Raw genomic sequence first — 14,274 nt, 5'->3', positions numbered from 1 at the left:
CTAGGCTTCCGCCTCGTCGCGCCGGCAGGTGAGTTCGTCCGCTCCTATATATAGGACCACGTTCTCACCGACGGGTTCGATCCACAGATCGTCCATCCCCTGGCGTACGGCCACGATCGGGCGCGAATGCATGAAGGCGGACTCGATAAAGCCCTTACCGCGCCGGTGCTCCAGCGTGTCGCGCGGAGTATAGAGGTCCAGATTGCCGCTCCAGGCGGTCAGCACATATTCCTGCGGGCGGTCCTGCGGTGCTTTTTCCGTAAAGTTGCAGGCTTCGCTTTCCTGCGGGTCCAGCCGGTTCATCCACGACCCGACACCGGGGTTGGGGTCCTGCCGGTCGGCGAAATCGGGCAGTCCTTCTTCCGGGGTCCAGGCCGCATCGCGATCGCGCGGTCCCTCGGGTGCCTCGTCATCGGTGGTACCGCCGCAGGCTGACAGCATCAAAAAGGCGGCGATGGTTGTACAAGCATACTTCATCTCGCATCCCCTTCTTCGGGGCTCTCCCGGCCAATCAGGCGAAACGGGACGGCCGGGCGAGCACGGCGCGGCCATGATGGTCGCGCTTCGATCATACCACGAACCGTGACGAAATGCAGAACCTATTGCTTTTCTCGGGACTCGCGCCTATCTCGCCACCCATCCCGACATTGTCGCGACACTGAAGGGGCTGGCGCCGCAAGGGGCCGGCACAAGACCCCGTTGTCGTGATCCATGTCCTGAACCGGAGTATGAATGGCTGATCTTGCACGCTTGAACGAAGTGATCGAACCCGAAGCAAAGGCGCTGGGTTTCGAGCTCGTGCGCGTGAAGATGATGCCGTCGGAAGCCGGCGACGGCGGCGAAGCGCTCCAGATCATGGCCGAAGACCCCGCAACGGGCCAGCTGGTAATCGAACAGTGCGCCGCGCTCTCGCGCCGCGTATCCGACCGGATCGACGAGCTGGAAGAGCAGGGCGAAGTGCTGATCGAAGGCGCCTATCACCTCGAAGTCAGCTCGCCCGGCATCGACCGTCCGCTCACCCGCGCCAAGGATTTCGCAAACTGGGCCGGCCACGAAGCCAAGATTTCCATGGCCAAGGGCTATGACGGGCAGCGCAATTACAAGGGCGAATTGAAGGGCCTCGAGGGCGACCTCGTGGTGATCGAAGACGCCAAGGCGGGCGAGGCGAAACTTCCCCGCGACCAGATTCACTCGGCAAAGCTCGTCTTGACCGACGCGCTTATTGCCGCCACCCAGCCGCTCGACGCTTCCGGAGCAGAGGAAGTGATTGGCGGTGCCGACGACACCGAAGAAGAAAAGGCAGACGACTGATGGCCAGTGCCATTTCCGCCAACAAGGCTGAACTCCTCGCGATTGCAAACGCCGTCGCATCGGAAAAGATGATCGACAAGTCCATCGTGATCGAAGCGATGGAAGAGGCGATCCAGAAGTCCGCCCGCAACCGCTACGGCGCGGAGAACGACATCCGTGCAAAGCTCGACCCGCAGACCGGCGACCTTCGCCTGTGGCGTGTCGTCGAGGTCGTCGAGGAAGTCGAAGACTACTTCAAGCAGGTCGATCTCAAGCAGGCCCAGAAGCTGCAGGACGATGCCAAGATCGGCGACTTCATCGTCGATCCGCTGCCCCCGGTCGATCTCGGTCGTATCGACGCGCAGTCGGCCAAGCAGGTGATCTTCCAGAAGGTCCGCGACGCAGAGCGCGAGCGCCAATACGAAGAATTCAAGGACCGCGCAGGCGAAGTCATCACCGGTGTGATCAAGTCGGTCGAATTCGGCCACGTGATCGTCAACCTCGGCCGTGCCGAAGGCGTCATCCGCCGCGACCAGCAGATCCCGCGCGAAGCCGCGCGTGTCGGCGAGCGTGTCCGCGCGCTGATCACCAAGGTGGAACGCAACAACCGCGGCCCGCAGATCTTCCTCAGCCGCGCGCACCCCGATTTCATGCGCAAGCTGTTCGCGCAGGAAGTACCCGAAATCTACGACGGCATCATCGAGATCAAGGCAGCCGCCCGCGACCCGGGTAGCCGCGCCAAGATCGGCGTCATCAGCCACGACAGCAGCATCGACCCTGTCGGCGCCTGCGTCGGCATGAAGGGTAGCCGCGTCCAGGCCGTCGTGCAGGAACTGCAGGGCGAGAAGATCGACATCATCCCCTGGTCGGATGACGGCGCGACCTTCATTGTGAACGCGCTCCAGCCGGCAACCGTCAGCCGCGTCGTCCTCGACGAGGAAGACGGTCGCATCGAAGTCGTCGTTCCCGACGACCAGCTGTCGCTCGCCATCGGCCGCCGCGGGCAGAACGTGCGTCTCGCCAGCCAGCTGACCGGCAACCAGATCGACATCATGACCGAGGAAGAAGCCTCGGAGAAGCGCCAGAAGGAATTCGCCGAGCGCTCGAAGATGTTCGAAGAGGAACTGGACGTCGACGAAACGCTCTCGCAGCTGCTCGTGGCCGAAGGCTTCGCCGATCTGGAAGAAGTTGCCTATGTCGAGCTGGAAGAACTCGCCGGCATCGAAGGCTTCGACGAGGAACTGGGTGAAGAGCTCCAGAACCGCGCCAAGGAAGCGCTCGACCGCCAGGAAGCAGCGCATCGCGAGGCGCGCCGCGAACTGGGCGTCGAAGACGATCTCGCCGAACTGCCGCACCTGACCGAAGCGATGCTCGTCACGCTCGGCAAGGCAGGTCTCAAGACGCTCGACGACGTGGCCGACCTCGCCACCGACGAACTCATTGCCAAGCGCCGCGAGGCACCGCGCCGTCGCAACAACAATGCCGACGGCCCGCCGATGCGCCGCGATCGTCCGATGCGCGAGCAGGACAAGGGTGGCGTGCTGGGCGAATACGGCCTGACCGAAGAGCAGGGCAACGAGATCATCATGGCTGCCCGCGCACACTGGTTCGAAGACGAAGAGGAAGCTCCGGCAGCCGCCGACGCGACCGAAACGCAGGAGGCCGCCGATGCGGACTCCACCCAATGAGCGCCTGAGCCCCGACATCGCTGAAGCCCCCAAGGCACGGAAAGCTTCCGAGCCCGAAAGGCGCTGCATCCTTACCGGAGAGACGGACTCGCGCGATGCGCTGGTCCGTCTTGCCGTCTCTCCGTCCGGACTGGTCCTGCCCGATGCGCAGGAAAAGGCCCCAGGACGGGGCGCATGGGTATGTTCCTCGCGCATGGCCATCGAAGAGGCATTGGCGAACGGCAAGCTGAAGGCTGGCCTTTCGCGTGCCTTCAAGACCGGCGATCTGGAGATTCCGGAAAATCTCCCCGAAAAGATCGAGGCCGCGCTGACCCGCGTATTTCTTGACCGGCTGGGTCTCGAAATGCGCGTCGGAGCCCTTATCTTGGGCACGCAGCGCATTGCCGAAACGGCACGGGCCGGCGGTGTAGCGCTGCTTCTCCACGCGAGCGACGCCAGCGAGGACGGGCGCAAGAAGCTCGACCAGGCCTGGCGCGTCGGGCGCGATGCGGAGGGGTCGGGCGAACGTGGCTGGACACTGCCACTGGACCGCGACGCTTTGTCTGTGGCATTGGGCCGCGACAATGTCGTCCACCTCGGTCTGACACACGATGCTTCTGCTGCGCGGGTTCTCAAGCCCTTGATGCGACTGGAGCATTATCTGGGACGGGATATCCCTGAGGAATTCGGGCGCGCCAATGCGCACGCCGGTGACGATACGAACGATTGAACGAAGAGAAACGAGCTAGAATGAGCGACGACGACAAGAAACCTGCCCGCAAACCGCTTTCCCTGAAAGGCGCGCAGTCGGGTGAGGTCAAGCAGACCTTCAGCCACGGCCGCACCAACAAGGTCGAGGTCGAGGTGAAGCGCCGCCGCAAGCTCGTGAAGCCGGGCGAGGCGCCGCCGCCTCCCCCGCCGCCTGCGCCCGAGCCCAAGGCTGCTCCGGCTCCCGCACCTGCGCCCGCAGCCAAGAAGCCTGCGCCCAAGAAGCCTGCTGCCGATGCGGAAACTCCGCAGGAGCGTGTCGCGCGTCTCCAGCGCGAGGCCGAGGAAGAGCGCCTGAGGCTGGCCGAAGAAGCGCGCAAGCGCGACGAGGAAAACGCCAAGAAGGCTGCCGCGGACGAGAAGAAGCGCGCGGAAGAGAACAAGAAGGCCGAAGCCGAAGCTGCCAAGAAGGCCAAGGAAGAAGCCAAGAAGCCGAAGAAGGCCGAAACGGTCGAGGAGGCTCCCGCAGAGGAGGCTCCGGCCGAAAAGGGCACTCCGACGCCTGCCGCGCGCAAATTCACGCCGGTCAAGCGTCCGGAAATCAAGAAGCCTGAACGCAAGAAGAAGGACGACAAGCCCGAGCGCAGTGCGGAAAAGCCGGACAAGCGCCGTTCGGGCAAGCTTTCGGTCAAGAAGGCTCTCAACGAGGACGAAGGCCGCCGTGCACGCAGCCTCGCAGCGCTCAAGCGTGCGCGCGAGAAGGAGCGCCGCCTGCAGGGTGGTGGCTCCAACAAGCCGCGCGAAAAGCAGGTCCGCGACGTGGTCGTGCCTGAAGCCATCACGGTTGGCGAACTCGCCAAGCGCATGGGCGAGAAGGGCGCCGACCTCGTGAAGGAGCTCTTCAACCTCGACATGATGGTCACCGTCAACCAGACCATCGACCAGGATACTGCGGAACTGCTCGTCGAACAGTTCGGTCACAACATCCAGAAGGTCTCCGAGGCCGACGTCGACATCACCAATGAAAAGGATGTCGATCCGGAAGAAACCCTCAAGCCGCGTCCGCCGGTCGTTACGATCATGGGCCATGTCGACCACGGCAAGACCTCGCTGCTCGACGCGCTCCGCGGTGCAAATGTCACCAAGGGCGAAGCTGGCGGCATCACGCAGCATATCGGCAGCTATCAGGTGAAGACCAAGGGTGGTGACGAGATCACCTTCCTCGACACGCCGGGCCACGCTGCCTTCACCCAGATGCGCCAGCGCGGTGCCAATATCACCGATATCGTGGTGCTGGTGGTCGCGGCCGATGACGGCATCATGCCGCAGACCATCGAGGCCATCAATCACACCAAGGCCGCGGGCGTTCCGATGATTGTCGCCATCAACAAGATGGACAAGCCGGAAGCGAACCCGGACAACGTACGGACCCGCCTGCTCGAACACGAAGTCATCGTGGAATCGATGTCGGGTGACGTGCAGGATGTCGAAATCTCGGCCAAGGCCAAGACCGGTCTCGACGAACTGCTCGAGAAGATCGCGCTTCAGGCCGAACTGCTCGAACTCAAGGCGAACCCCGACCGCATGGCCGAGGCGACTGTCATCGAAGCACAGCTCGACAAGGGTCGCGGCCCCGTTGCCACCGTGCTCGTCACGCGCGGTACGCTGGAGCGTGGCAACACCTTCGTCGTCGGTACCGAAAGCGGCCGTGTCCGTGCGATCGTCGACGATCAGGGCAAGCAGATCAAGAAGGCCGGCCCGTCGATGCCGGTCGAGGTCCTCGGCCTCGGCGGTGTGCCCAGCGCCGGCGACGTTCTGACGGTTGTCGAAAACGAACAGCGTGCGCGCGAAGTCGCGGCCTATCGCCAGGAAAAGGCGACCGAAAAGCGCACCGCGCTTGCCCCGACCAGCTTCGACACGATGTTCAACAACCTCGCATCGAACGTGATCGAATTCCCCGTACTGGTGAAGGCCGACGTGCAGGGTTCGGTCGAAGCGATCACCACCGCGCTCCACAATCTCTCGAACGACGAGATCAAGGTCCGCGTGCTCCACGCAGGCGTTGGCGCGATCACCGAGAGCGACGTGACGCTGGCTTCGGCCTCGAACGCGCCGATCATCGGCTTCAACGTGCGTCCCAATGCGAAGGCACGCGAGCTGGTTAAGCGCGATGGCGTGGAGATGAAGTATTACGACGTCATCTACCACCTGACCGAGGAAATCGCGAAGGAAATGGCGGGCGAGCTGGGTCCGGAGCGGATCGAGAACGTCGTCGGTCGTGCCGCCGTCAAGGAAGTGTTCCGTTCGGGCAAGAAGGACAAGGCCGCCGGCCTGCTGGTCGAGGAAGGCGTCATCCGCAAGGGGCTGCATGCACGTCTCACGCGCGAAGACGTCATCGTTTCGGCCACGACCATCGCCTCGCTGCGCCGCTTCAAGGACGACGTGGACGAAGTCCGCGCCGGTCTCGAATGCGGTGTGGTCCTTGCCGACACCAACGACATCCAGCCGGGCGACCAGCTCGAGGTGTTCGAGGTCGAGGAGCGTGAACGCACGCTGTGATGGGGCTCGGGTGAATGGCTAGGATCTACGAAAGCCAGCGCTCGCCATCTGCCGAACTGATGGGTTCCGAGTTCGTCTCTTTCGATGAGGAAAGGGGCGAACTCACCACGCGCTATACGCCGCCGCCGAGCTTCGCATCTCCGCGCGGCGCGGTGCAGGGCGGTCTGATCGCAGGCTTCCTCGACGAGGTCATGGGCGGCGCGCTGCTTGCCGTGACCGAGACGAGGTTCGGCGAAGAAGGTATTCGTCTCCCACTCAATCTCGACATGAAGCTGACGTTCGTGCGCATGGTCTCGCTCGACACGATCACCGCCAAGGGGCGTGTGGTGCGGGTGGGCAAGCGCGTCGCTTTCCTCGAGGGCGAGCTCTTCGACCGCGAGGGCAATCTGCTCGCGAGGGCCACATCGACGGCATTGCCGACACCTGTTCCGGGGAAAGCCGAATGAATCCGAAGGAACACGCGCTGGGCGCAGCGCATGCCGACCTGATGGGCGTGAAATTCGACAGCTTCGACAAGGAGCGCGAGGAGATCACCCTGCGCTTCCATGCGCCAGACAGCTTCATTACCCCGCGCGGCAGCGTGCAGGGCGGATTGGTTGCGGGCTTCCTCGACGAGGTCATGGGCTGGGCGCATGTCTGGGCAACCGACCATGTCGAGGCCCCGCTCAATCTGGAAATCAACATGACCCTTCTCCGGCCGGTGATGGCCGGGCCGGTGATCGGCAAAGGCCGCGTGGTCCGGCGCGGACGGCGAGTGATCTTCCTCGAAGGCGAATTGTTCGACGAACAGGGCAATTTGCTCGCGCGTTCGACCAGCACCGCCATTCCCACACCACGTCCGGCAGGAGACACCTGATGGCCCGCAACCAGTCCACCCCCGAACAGCAGTCCGTCCGCGTCCTGAAGGTGGGCGAGCGGGTCCGGCACATCCTCTCCGAATTGCTCGCCCGCGGCGAGGCGCATGACGATGTCCTCAGCGCGTCCAATATCGCCGTGACCGAGGTTCGGATGACGCCCGACCTTCGCAATGCGAAAGCCTATGTGAAACCCTTGCTGGGTCAGGACGAGGCGGCTGTGCTCAAGGCCCTGCGGACGAATACTGCCTTCTTCCAGAAGGAAGTCGCCAAGCGTCTGGGGCTGAAGTTTGCACCCAAATTGAGCTTCCAGCCGGATGAAAGCTTCGACGAGGCCGACCGGATCGAACAGCTGCTCTCCGACCCCAAGGTCGCACGCGACCTCGAGGACGAAGAATAACTCTTAGCCCGCACCGCCCGGCAGGGTGTAGGCCACCGGTGCGTCCGGCCCCAGCGGGATGCCGAGATAGAACCAGCCCACGATCAGCAGCACGCCCGAAATGAGCAGCCATACCGAATAGGGCAGCATCATCGCGGTCAGGCTGCCGAGGCCGAAGTCCTTCACCCAGCGTTGCGCGAACACCAGGATCAGCGGGAAATAGACCATCAGCGGTGTGATGATGTTCGTCGCACTGTCACCGACGCGATAGGCGGCGGTCGCACCTTCCGGGCTGATGCCGAGCAGCATGAGCATCGGCACGAGGATCGGGGCAAGCAACGCCCACTTTGCGGACGCCGAACCCACGAACAGGTTCAGCAGGCCGGCGAAAATCACCATCAGGCCGAGGACCAGCGGCAGGGGCAGGCCGGTGCTTTCGATACCGGCGGCACCATGGACCGCGGTGATGAGGCCGAGGTTCGACCAGCCGAACATCGCCACGAAATGCGCCGCAGCGAAGGCGAGGACGAGGTAATAGCCCATGTCCTTCATGCTCTCGGCCATCATGTTCACGAGATCGCGGTGGTTCTTTATCGTGCCGGTCGCGCGGCCATAGGCCCAGCCGGTCAGCAGGAAGAGCAGGAAGAAGCCCGCCACCAGCGACTGGTATAGCGGGCGTAGCTGCGCGTGGATCGAGCAGTCGGCAGCCGGCACTGCATCGCAGGCAGCCTCGTCGATCAGCGGAGTGCCGGGGGCGAATACCATCAGCGTCCACAGGCCGACCACGAACAAAGCTGCAAGGCCTGCATGACGCAGGCCCTTGGAGGCCAGCGCTTCGTCGTTCGCGGCCGGATCGGCAGGCGTGTCACCGGCTTCGACGCCGGCTGTTGCACCGCCCGTCCATGCGCCGAGGCGAGGCTCGATGATCTTGTCGGTCACGTACCAGATGATCGGCAGGTAGAGGAACGTCATCGCGGCAATGAAGTACCAGTTGCCCGCGATGTTCGCGGTCCAGCTCGGGTCGAGCGCGCTGGCGCCAACGGCTTCCTCGGTAATGCCGAAGAGCAGGGCGTCGAGCTGGCCGGGCGAGATATTGGCCGAGAAACCGCCGGACACACCGGCAAAGGCGGCCGCGATACCGGCAAGCGGATGGCGCCCGGCAGCGGCGAAGAGGATGCCTGCGAGCGGGATGAGCACCACGTATCCGGCGTCGGCTGCATGGTTGCCGATCATGGCGACCAGCGCGACCACAGGGGTAAGCAGGGCGGTCGGTGCGCTCTTCACGGCCTTGGACATGCCAGCCGCGAAGAAACCGGAGCGTTCCGCAATACCGGCCCCCAGCATCACGACCAGCACGTATCCCAGCGGGTGGAAGTGGGTGAAAGTCTTGGGCATTTCGACCCAGAGCCGCTGGATATTGTCGGGTGAGAGAAGGCTGACGGCATCGATGCGCAGGGCCGCGCCGGTGCTTTCGTCGATAGCGGTAGGATGAAGTGCGGAAACGCCGGTCATTGCGGCGATGATCGAAACGATCATCAGCGCGATGATCAGGTAGAAGAAGATGAAGACGGGATCGGGCAATTTGTTACCCGTCCGTTCTACCCAACCGAGAATGCCGGTCTGCGCGCCGGGCGCCGTGTTTGCCTCTGCCATGGATCGTCCCTGTATAATCGTACTGCTTTTGTTGGGGCGTCATCCCCAATCCTGTCTGTCACTCTCCTTAACAGCCCCTGCAGCACAGGCTAGGCCCTGCCCATGGCCAAGCTGTATTTCTACTATGCCAGCATGAATGCGGGGAAGAGTTCGACGCTCCTGCAGACCGCGTTCAACTATGGCGAGCGCGGGATGAAGGTGTCGCTCTGGACGGCGGCGCTGGACGATCGGCCCGGCTTCGGGGCGATTTCGAGCCGTATCGGCCTGGCCAGCGATGCGCATCGCTATGAGCAGGATACGGATATCGAGGCGCATGTGCTGCGTGAACACGCAGATAGCGAACTGGCCTGCGTGCTGGTGGACGAAGCGCAGTTCCTGACGCAAGAGCAGGTCTGGCAGCTGGCTCGCCTTGCGGACAAGGCGGGTATCCCCGTCCTTTGTTATGGCCTCAGGACCGATTTCCAGGGCGAGCTTTTCCCGGGATCCGCCGCGCTGCTCGGGATTGCCGATGCGCTGGTCGAGATGAAGGCCGTGTGCGACTGCGGTCGCAAGGCGACGATGAACCTGCGCGTCGATGCCAATGGCAAGGCGGTCAGCGAAGGTGCCCAGACCGAGATCGGCGGCAACGACCGCTATGTCGCCATGTGTCGCAGGCATTTCTGCGAGGCGCTGGAAGGCTAGAGGGGTGCGCACGCCCCAAGCCGTCCCTACATAGCTGCGATGCTCGATACGCTAACCTTTGCCCTGATCCTCGTGCCGTGCCTGATTGTGGCGATCGTGTTCCACGAGGTTGCGCATGGCTGGACCGCGCTCGCGCTGGGTGACACCACGGCGCGCGACAAGGGGCGTCTGTCGCTCAATCCCATCAAGCATGTCGATCCTGTCGGTACGCTGCTGGTGCCCGGTGCCTTGGCCTTGCTGGGAGGACCGATCTTCGGCTGGGCCAAACCGGTACCTGTCATCGCCAAGGAGCTTCGCAATCCGCGCTTCGGGATGATGGCCGTTGCCGCCGCCGGGCCGGGCACGAATATCGTTCTCTCGCTCTTGGGAGCGGTCGGCTTCGGCATCGTCGCAGGGCTGGCGATCACTTGGGGAGTCGCCATGCCGGATTGGCTGGTGACTGCGTTTTCGATGTTCATCGTGATCAACGCGTTTCTCGCCCTGTTCAACCTGCTGCCGATCCCGCCGTTCGACGGTTCGCATATCGTAGGCGGGCTCCTGCCGCGGAGCTGGGCTGCGCATTGGCAACGCCTTCAGGCATTGGGCATGCTGGTGTTCCTGGTGCTGATCGCCGCGACATGGGCCTTCCCCGACGCAGGCTGGATCGAGAAGACCGTCTATCCGCCGGTCCAGTGGCTTTCCGGCGTGTTCTATTCGCTTGCTGACAGCATCGCGCGCTTCATCGCATGACCGAACGAAGCAAACCCGCACCCCACGGCTGGCTGCTGCTCGACAAGCCGCGCGGGCTCGGTTCGACGCAGGCGGTTGGCATGGTGAAGCGCGTGCTCAGGCAGGGTGGCTACAAGAAGACCAAGGTAGGCCATGGCGGCACACTCGATCCGCTGGCCGAGGGGGTGCTGCCCATCGCGCTGGGGGAAGCGACCAAGCTTGCAGGCCGCATGCTCGATGCGAGCAAGATCTACGCCTTCACGATCAAGTTCGGTGAGGAGACCGATACGCTCGATACCGAGGGCGAGGTGATCGAGCGGTCGAACCACCTGCCCACCAGAGAGCAGGTCGAGGCTGTCCTTCCGCAATTCACCGGCGCAATCGAACAGGCGCCACCTGCCTATTCGGCCATCAAGATCGACGGCAAGCGCGCCTACGACCGTGCACGGGCGGGCGAGCAGGTCGAAATGAAGCTGCGCGCGACGACCATTCACTCGCTCGAGATCGAGAGCGCAGACGAAGGTAGCGTGACCCTCGTCGCCCATGTCTCGAAGGGCACATACATCCGTTCGCTTGCACGGGATATCGCACGCGCGCTTGGAAGCCTTGGGCACGTTACCTATCTCAGGCGCATCAAGGCCGGCCCTTTCCTCGAAAATCAGGCGATTTCGCTGGACAAGTGCGAGGAAATCGCTAAGGGCGCGGCCATCGAAAACCTTCTCCTGCCGCTAGAGGCCGGACTGGACGACATCCCGGTCCTTCACCTCGAACCCGACAGCGCGCAGGCGGTCCGCCAGGGCCGGGTACTGTCGGAACTGCCCCAAACCGATGGGCTTCATCTGGCCAAGCTGGGAAATACCCCGGTGGCAGTGATGGAACTCGAAGGTGGGACGGCCAAGGTCGTCAGGGGTTTCAACCTACCGGATGTCGCGGAGTAGAATGAATGTCGGTTACCACCGAGCGTAAAGCTGAAATCATGAAGGATCACGCACAGGGCAAGGGCGACACCGGTTCGCCGGAAGTCCAGGTCGCGATCCTGACCGAGCGTATTCGCAACCTCACCGATCACTTCAAGGCCAACCACAAGGACAACCACTCGCGCCGTGGTCTCCTCATGATGGTCAATAAGCGCCGTAACCTGCTCGCCTATCTCAAGAAGAAAGATGTCGAGCGTTACAACGCCCTGATCGCGAAGCTGGGTCTTCGTAAGTAAGAGTTTCTCGGAGGGGCGGCCAAAAGGTCGCCCCTCTTGCTATTTGGCACCTCGCGCAATCCGGCGCGGGAGTTTCAAGGGGGCAGATGGAATGCCCCGAACCGGACCGGGACGGTACACCCGGCACTGTAGGCCCCGCACCGCAATGAGGCCGTGCGGGTTCATAAGGAAAATACATGTTCGACAAGAAAACCGTATCGATTGAATGGGGCGGAAAAACCCTCACTCTCGAAACCGGTCAGATCGCCCGTCAGGCTGACGGCGCCGTACTGGCCACCTATGGCGAAACCGTGGTGCTCTGCGCCGTGACCGCCGCCAAGAGCGTCAAGGAAGGACAGGACTTCTTCCCGCTGACCGTTCACTACCAGGAAAAATTCTCCGCCGCGGGCCGTATCCCGGGTGGCTTCTTCAAGCGCGAAGGCCGCGCCACGGAGAAGGAAACGCTGACTTCGCGCCTGATCGACCGCCCCGTGCGTCCGCTCTTCCCCGAAGGCTTCTACAACGAAATCAACGTCATCTGCCAGGTTCTCTCGTTTGACGGCGAGACCGAACCCGATATCGTTGCAATGATCGCCGCTTCGGCTGCACTGACCATCTCGGGCGTGCCCTTCATGGGCCCGATCGGCGCCGCACGCGTCGGCTTCCGCAATGGCGAATACGAACTCAACCCGAGCCTTGCCAACGCGCTCGACGAAGAAGGTCGCCTCGACCTCGTCGTCGCCGCAACGCAGGACGCGGTGATGATGGTCGAATCCGAAGCCAAGGAACTGACCGAAGAGGAAATGCTCGGCGCCGTCATGTTCGCGCATGAGGAAAGCCGCAAGGTCATCGGTGCGATCATCGACCTGGCTGAGCAGGCTGCCAAGGATCCGTGGGAAATGGATACCTCGGACGACACCTCGGCGATCAAGGAAAAGCTTCGCGGCATCATCGGCGACGATATCGCCGCTGCCTACAAGCTGACCGACAAGTCGGCCCGCTCGGACGCGCTCAACGCAGCACGTGCCAAGGGCAAGGAAGCCTTCGCAGACGAAGAAGCGCAGACGCAGCTCGTCGCCAACAAGGCAGTGAAGAAGCTCGAAGCGGAAATCGTTCGCGGCGCCATCATCAAGGACGGCACCCGCATCGACGGCCGCAAGCTCGACCAGGTTCGCCCGATCGAAGCCATGGTCGGCCTGCTTCCGCGTACGCATGGTTCGGCGCTGTTCACCCGCGGTGAAACGCAGGCGATCTGCACCACCACGCTGGGCACCAAGGATGCAGAGCAGATGATCGACGGTCTCGAAGGCCTATCTTACAATCACTTCATGCTGCACTATAACTTCCCGCCGTACTCGGTCGGCGAAGTTGGCCGCTTCGGCTTCACCGGTCGCCGCGAAACGGGTCACGGCAAGCTCGCATGGCGCGCTCTGCACCCCGTGCTGCCCGACCACGAAGACTTCCCCTACACGATCCGCGTCCTGTCGGACATCACCGAGTCGAACGGCTCGAGCTCGATGGCGACCGTTTGCGGTGGCTGTCTGTCGATGATGGACGCAGGCGTTCCGATCGAACGTCCGGTCTCCGGCATCGCCATGGGCCTGATCCTCGAAGGCGACGACTTCGCGGTCCTGTCGGACATCCTGGGTGACGAAGATCACCTCGGCGACATGGACTTCAAGGTTGCGGGTTCGGAAGCTGGTATCACCACCATGCAGATGGACATCAAGGTTGCCGGCATTACGCAGGAAATCATGGCCAAGGCGCTGGAACAGGCGAAAGCCGGCCGCCAGCACATCCTCGGCGAGATGGCCAAGGCTCTCGGTTCGGCACGTACGGGCGTTTCGAAGCACGCTCCGCGTATCGAGACCATGCAGATCGACAAGTCGAAGATCCGCGACGTGATCGGTACGGGCGGCAAGGTGATCCGCGAGATCGTCGCCGAAACCGGTGCCAAGGTCGACATCGACGACGAAGGCGTGATCAAGATCAGCTCGTCGAACGCCGATGAAATCGAAGCCGCGAAGAAGTGGATCGAAGGCATCGTCGAAGAGGCGGAAGTCGGCAAGATCTACACCGGCAAGGTCGTCAACATCGTCGACTTCGGCGCATTCGTGAACTTCATGGGCGGCAAGGACGGTCTCGTCCACGTCAGCGAAATGAAGAACGAGCGCGTCGAGAAGCCGACCGACGTCGTGTCGGAAGGCCAGGAAGTGAAGGTCAAGGTCCTCGAGATCGACCAGCGCGGCAAGGTCCGCCTGTCGATGCGCGTGGTCGACCAGGAAACCGGCGAAGAGCTGGAAGACACCCGTCCGCCGCGCGAACCGCGCGGTGACCGTGGCCCGCGTGGCGGCGGTGATCGTCGCGGTGGCCGTGGCGGCGACCGTGGTGGCCGTGGTCCGCGTCGTGACCGTGACGGTGGCGGCAAGAAGGACGGGGGCGGTGAAGCCCACGTGCCGGACTTCCTGAAGGACTAAGCCTTTCGGACCAAACACATGAAGAGGGGCCGCGGGATTACCTGCGGCCCCTTTTTCATGCGCGTCGCGCATGTGCTATGAAAGTCGAGCCATGCAGGCTCGCCGC

14 protein-coding genes are annotated in these 14,274 nt (G+C 63.1%); 12 read left to right on the top strand and 2 right to left on the bottom strand.

The features are described from left to right. On the bottom strand, nt 1–441 hold the full coding sequence (locus K3165_RS05355) for a hypothetical protein (protein WP_221547751.1): 441 nt from the start codon (nt 439–441) through the stop codon (nt 1–3). A gap of 291 nt (nt 442–732) precedes the next feature. Between K3165_RS05355 and rimP the strand changes: the two genes are divergently transcribed. The 7 genes from rimP to rbfA are packed head-to-tail and all read left to right on the top strand — an operon-like array spanning nt 733 to nt 7,478. After that, nucleotides 733–1,311 (top strand): ribosome maturation protein RimP, encoded by a 579-nt coding sequence (gene rimP / locus K3165_RS05350; RefSeq protein ID WP_221547750.1) that lies wholly within the window; start codon nt 733–735, stop codon nt 1,309–1,311. Next, nucleotides 1,311–2,978, top strand: a complete 1,668-nt coding sequence (nusA, locus tag K3165_RS05345) for a transcription termination factor NusA (RefSeq protein WP_221547749.1) — start codon at nt 1,311–1,313, stop codon at nt 2,976–2,978. The genes rimP and nusA overlap by 1 nt, the downstream gene beginning before the upstream one ends. After that, nucleotides 2,959–3,687: a DUF448 domain-containing protein gene (locus K3165_RS05340; protein WP_221547748.1), complete on the top strand. Its 729-nt coding sequence runs from the start codon at nt 2,959–2,961 to the stop codon at nt 3,685–3,687. The genes nusA and K3165_RS05340 overlap by 20 nt, the downstream gene beginning before the upstream one ends. Before the next feature lie 20 nt (nt 3,688–3,707). Continuing rightward, nucleotides 3,708–6,224, top strand: a complete 2,517-nt coding sequence (gene infB / locus K3165_RS05335) for a translation initiation factor IF-2 (RefSeq protein ID WP_221547747.1) — start codon at nt 3,708–3,710, stop codon at nt 6,222–6,224. A gap of 14 nt (nt 6,225–6,238) precedes the next feature. Continuing rightward, the gene (locus K3165_RS05330) at nt 6,239–6,670 is read left to right on the top strand and encodes a PaaI family thioesterase (RefSeq protein ID WP_221547746.1); all 432 of its coding nucleotides are present in this window, start codon (nt 6,239–6,241) and stop codon (nt 6,668–6,670) included. After that, nucleotides 6,667–7,080, top strand: coding sequence for a PaaI family thioesterase (locus K3165_RS05325; protein ID WP_247713891.1), 414 nt, complete (start codon nt 6,667–6,669; stop codon nt 7,078–7,080). Before K3165_RS05330 ends, K3165_RS05325 begins: the two co-directional genes overlap by 4 nt. Next, nucleotides 7,080–7,478 (top strand): 30S ribosome-binding factor RbfA, encoded by a 399-nt coding sequence (gene rbfA / locus K3165_RS05320; RefSeq protein ID WP_221547745.1) that lies wholly within the window; start codon nt 7,080–7,082, stop codon nt 7,476–7,478. The genes K3165_RS05325 and rbfA overlap by 1 nt, the downstream gene beginning before the upstream one ends. A gap of 3 nt (nt 7,479–7,481) precedes the next feature. Here rbfA and K3165_RS05315 read toward each other — a convergent pair whose 3' ends face one another. Next, nucleotides 7,482–9,110 (bottom strand): AbgT family transporter, encoded by a 1,629-nt coding sequence (locus tag K3165_RS05315; protein ID WP_221547744.1) that lies wholly within the window; start codon nt 9,108–9,110, stop codon nt 7,482–7,484. A gap of 102 nt (nt 9,111–9,212) precedes the next feature. Between K3165_RS05315 and K3165_RS05310 the strand changes: the two genes are divergently transcribed. From K3165_RS05310 to pnp, 5 genes are all read left to right on the top strand, one after another. Then, nucleotides 9,213–9,791 carry a thymidine kinase gene (locus tag K3165_RS05310; protein ID WP_221547743.1) on the top strand — a complete coding sequence of 193 codons (579 nt, stop codon included), beginning with the start codon at nt 9,213–9,215 and terminating at the stop codon, nt 9,789–9,791. A 39-nt stretch (nt 9,792–9,830) separates the two neighbouring features. Next, nucleotides 9,831–10,520 (top strand): site-2 protease family protein, encoded by a 690-nt coding sequence (locus K3165_RS05305; protein ID WP_221547742.1) that lies wholly within the window; start codon nt 9,831–9,833, stop codon nt 10,518–10,520. Continuing rightward, complete coding sequence (gene truB / locus K3165_RS05300) at nt 10,517–11,437, top strand: tRNA pseudouridine(55) synthase TruB (protein WP_221547741.1); 921 nt, start codon at nt 10,517–10,519, stop codon at nt 11,435–11,437. The genes K3165_RS05305 and truB overlap by 4 nt, the downstream gene beginning before the upstream one ends. A 5-nt stretch (nt 11,438–11,442) precedes the next feature. Further along, complete coding sequence (rpsO, locus tag K3165_RS05295; RefSeq protein WP_221431800.1) at nt 11,443–11,712, top strand: 30S ribosomal protein S15; 270 nt, start codon at nt 11,443–11,445, stop codon at nt 11,710–11,712. 176 nt (nt 11,713–11,888) lie between these two features. Continuing rightward, the gene (pnp, locus tag K3165_RS05290) at nt 11,889–14,168 is read left to right on the top strand and encodes a polyribonucleotide nucleotidyltransferase (protein WP_221547740.1); all 2,280 of its coding nucleotides are present in this window, start codon (nt 11,889–11,891) and stop codon (nt 14,166–14,168) included. Nucleotides 14,169–14,274 lie beyond the last annotated feature (106 nt).

Origin of the sequence: Qipengyuania xiamenensis, assembly GCF_019711495.1 — a bacterium.
GTDB lineage: Bacteria > Pseudomonadota > Alphaproteobacteria > Sphingomonadales > Sphingomonadaceae > Qipengyuania > Qipengyuania xiamenensis.
This window is presented reverse-complemented; position numbering and strand designations above follow the sequence as displayed.